Annotated in this window: 5 protein-coding genes; 2 read left to right on the top strand and 3 right to left on the bottom strand. The window is 70.2% G+C overall.

Features of this window, described 5'->3' with window-relative positions; genetic code table 11:
• The 3 genes from AC31A1_RS50000 to AC31A1_RS49990 all read right to left on the bottom strand — a co-directional run.
• Nucleotides 1–166: NAD(P)-binding domain-containing protein (locus AC31A1_RS50000; protein WP_489659692.1), on the bottom strand; the 166-nt coding region annotated here is incomplete at its 3' end.
• A gap of 73 nt (nucleotides 167–239) precedes the next feature.
• Nucleotides 240–1043, bottom strand: coding sequence for an ABC transporter permease (locus tag AC31A1_RS49995; RefSeq protein ID WP_489659691.1), 804 nt, complete (start codon nucleotides 1041–1043; stop codon nucleotides 240–242).
• Nucleotides 1040–1861 carry an ABC transporter ATP-binding protein gene (locus AC31A1_RS49990; protein WP_489659690.1) on the bottom strand — a complete coding sequence of 274 codons (822 nt, stop codon included), beginning with the start codon at nucleotides 1859–1861 and terminating at the stop codon, nucleotides 1040–1042. The genes AC31A1_RS49995 and AC31A1_RS49990 overlap by 4 nt, the downstream gene beginning before the upstream one ends.
• A 10-nt stretch (nucleotides 1862–1871) precedes the next feature.
• Here AC31A1_RS49990 and AC31A1_RS49985 point away from each other — a divergent pair, with 10 nt between their 5' ends.
• The gene (locus tag AC31A1_RS49985; RefSeq protein WP_489659689.1) at nucleotides 1872–2042 is read left to right on the top strand and encodes a hypothetical protein; all 171 of its coding nucleotides are present in this window, start codon (nucleotides 1872–1874) and stop codon (nucleotides 2040–2042) included.
• Nucleotides 2043–2217: 175 nt separating this feature from the next.
• On the top strand, nucleotides 2218–2527 hold a 310-nt coding region (locus AC31A1_RS49980), incomplete at its 3' end, for a SulP family inorganic anion transporter (RefSeq protein ID WP_489659688.1).

Below are 2527 nucleotides of genomic sequence, written 5' to 3'. Positions count from 1 at the left end.
ACCAGGCGGTCACCGTGTCACGGAGGGCCGGCCAGTCCGGCTGGGCGCGCAGTTCGGTGGCGGTGAGGTCCAGCAGGTCGGCCGGGGCCCAGCCCGCTCGGATCATTCCGCTGAGCAGGGCCTCACCGATCTTGCCGGTGCCGAGGACTGCGACTTTCTGGCTCATGGGCCCATCCTCGCACCGGCCGTGGGGAGGAGTGGTGGCTGTCCGGCTGGCGGAACAAGACCTCCGTACGCCTCTATGCCGTACGCCTTCTCAGGGTGGCCGCGCCCAGTGTCAGCACCAGCATCGCGCAGCCGGCCACGATCAGTACGTCGCGGACGAAGGTGGCGGTCATGTCGGTGTGCTTGAGGACCTCGTTCATGCCGTCGACAGCGTACGACATGGGCAGGACGTCGGAGATCGCCTCCAGGACGGGGTGCATGTCGGAGCGGGGAGTGAAGAGGCCGCAGAGGAGGAGTTGGGGGAAGATCACCGCCGGCATGAACTGGACGGCCTGGAACTCGGAGGCCGCGAAGGCCGAGACGAAGAGGCCGAGGGCGGTCCCGAGCAGGGCGTCGAGGAGGGCGACCAGGAGGAGGAGCCAGGGGCTGCCGGTCACATCGAGGCCCAGGAACCAGACGGCCAGGCCCGTCGCGAGGGCGGACTGGATGATCGCGAGGATGCCGAAGGCGAGGGCGTAGCCGGCGATCAGGTCTCCCTTGCCGAGGGGCATGGCGAGGAGGCGTTCGAGGGTGCCGGAGGTGCGTTCGCGCAGGGTGGCGATGGACGTGACCAGGAACATCGTGATCAGGGGGAAGATGCCGAGCAGTGAGGCGCCGATGCTGTCGAAGGTGCGCGGGCTGCCGTCGAAGACGTAGCGCAGCAGGACGAGCATCAAGCACGGGATGAGGATCAGCAGCGCGATCGTGCGGGGGTCGTGGCGGAGCTGGCGGAGGACCCGGGCGGCGGTGGCAGTGGTGCGGGACGCGCTGAGGGCACGGGGCGTGGTGGGTGCGGGGGTGCCCGTGGCGGTCGTGTTCGTGGCCGTGTTCGCGCTCATCGGGTCGTCTCCTTCTGGCGGGCGGTGGCTACGGCCTCGTCGACCAGGTGCAGGAAGGCGGCTTCGACCGTGTCGGAGCCGGTGCTGGTGCGGAGGGCGTCCGGGGTGTCGTCGGCGAGGATCTCGCCCTCGCGCATGAGGAGGAGGCGGTGGCAGCGCTCGGCCTCGTCCATGACGTGGGAGGAGATGAGGAGGGTGGCGCCGCGGGAGGCGGCGATGTCGTGGAAGAGGGCCCAGAGGTCGCGGCGGAGGACGGGGTCCAGGCCGACGGTGGGTTCGTCGAGGACGAGGAGTTCCGGGGCGCCGAGGAGCGCCACGGCCAGGGAGACGCGGCTGCGCTGACCGCCGGAGAGGTTGCCGGCGAGGGAGTCGGCGTGGGTGGTGAGGTCGACGTCGGTGATGGCGCGGGTGACGTCGTCGTGGCGGCGGGTGGCCGCGGCGCGGCCGGGGTCGAGGATCGCGGCGAAGTAGTCGAGATTCTGACGGACCGTCAAGTCATCGTAGACGGAGGGGGCTTGGGTGACGTAGCCGATGCGGGTTCGGAGGGTGGGGTGTCCTGCGGGGCGACCGAGGACGTTCAGGGTGCCGGTGACTTTGGCCTGGGTGCCGACGATCGAGCGCATGAGCGTCGACTTGCCGCAGCCGGAGGGGCCGAGGAGGCCGGTGATCTGCCCTCGCGGGACGGCGAAGTCGAGGGCGCGGAGGACCGTGCGGGGGCCGCGGACGACGGTGAGGGCTTCGGCTTGGACGGCGGGTTCGCGGTCCGCGCCGGGTGGGGTGTCCGGTGACGCGGACGGACTGGGGAGGTAATTCATCATGTGATGAATAATGCTCGCACGGGACGGGGCCGTCAAGCGGGTCGGGGTGTCGTCCGGTGTGCGGGACGGAGCCGTCAAGCGGCTTGAGGTGTCGTCCGATGGAGCGCGGGACGAGGCCGTCAAGCGGCTTGAGGTGTCGTCCGGTGGGTGTGCGGGGCGGCGCAGGCGCGTGGTGGCGTGATCGGAGTGGGGTGCTCCGGTATGGATGCCTCCGCGTTCACGGGGTGGCAACACGAATCGGGTGCGGGGCCAACTCCCTTTCCCGACAATGGATTTCAGTTCGCCGCGCCCTCCCCCGGTGCGGCGCCCACGCATCTCCTGTCCGGCTCTGTCCTGTCTTCGGAGGTGCCGTTGTCATGCGTGTCGTGCGCTGTGGTGTGAGCAAGGCCGATCTGCTTGCTTCTTTGGTTGTCTTTCTTGTCGCGCTCCCACTCTGTGTGGGCGTGGCGATCGCCTCCGGGGTGCCGGCCGAGTTGGGGCTGGTGACCGGGATCGTCGGTGGGCTGGTCGTCGGGGCGTTGCCTGGGAGCAGCCTGCAGGTGAGCGGTCCGGCCGTCGGGCTGACCGTGCTCGTGTACGAGGCCGTGCGGGCGTACGGCGTCGAGACGCTCGGGGTGCTCGTGTTCGCCGCCGGGGTGGTGCAGTTGGGGCTCGGGGTGCTGCGGG

Source organism: Streptomyces sp. P5F9, assembly GCF_057961495.1.
Note: the sequence above shows the minus strand (reverse complement) of the source record. Positions and strands in the feature narration are given on the sequence as shown.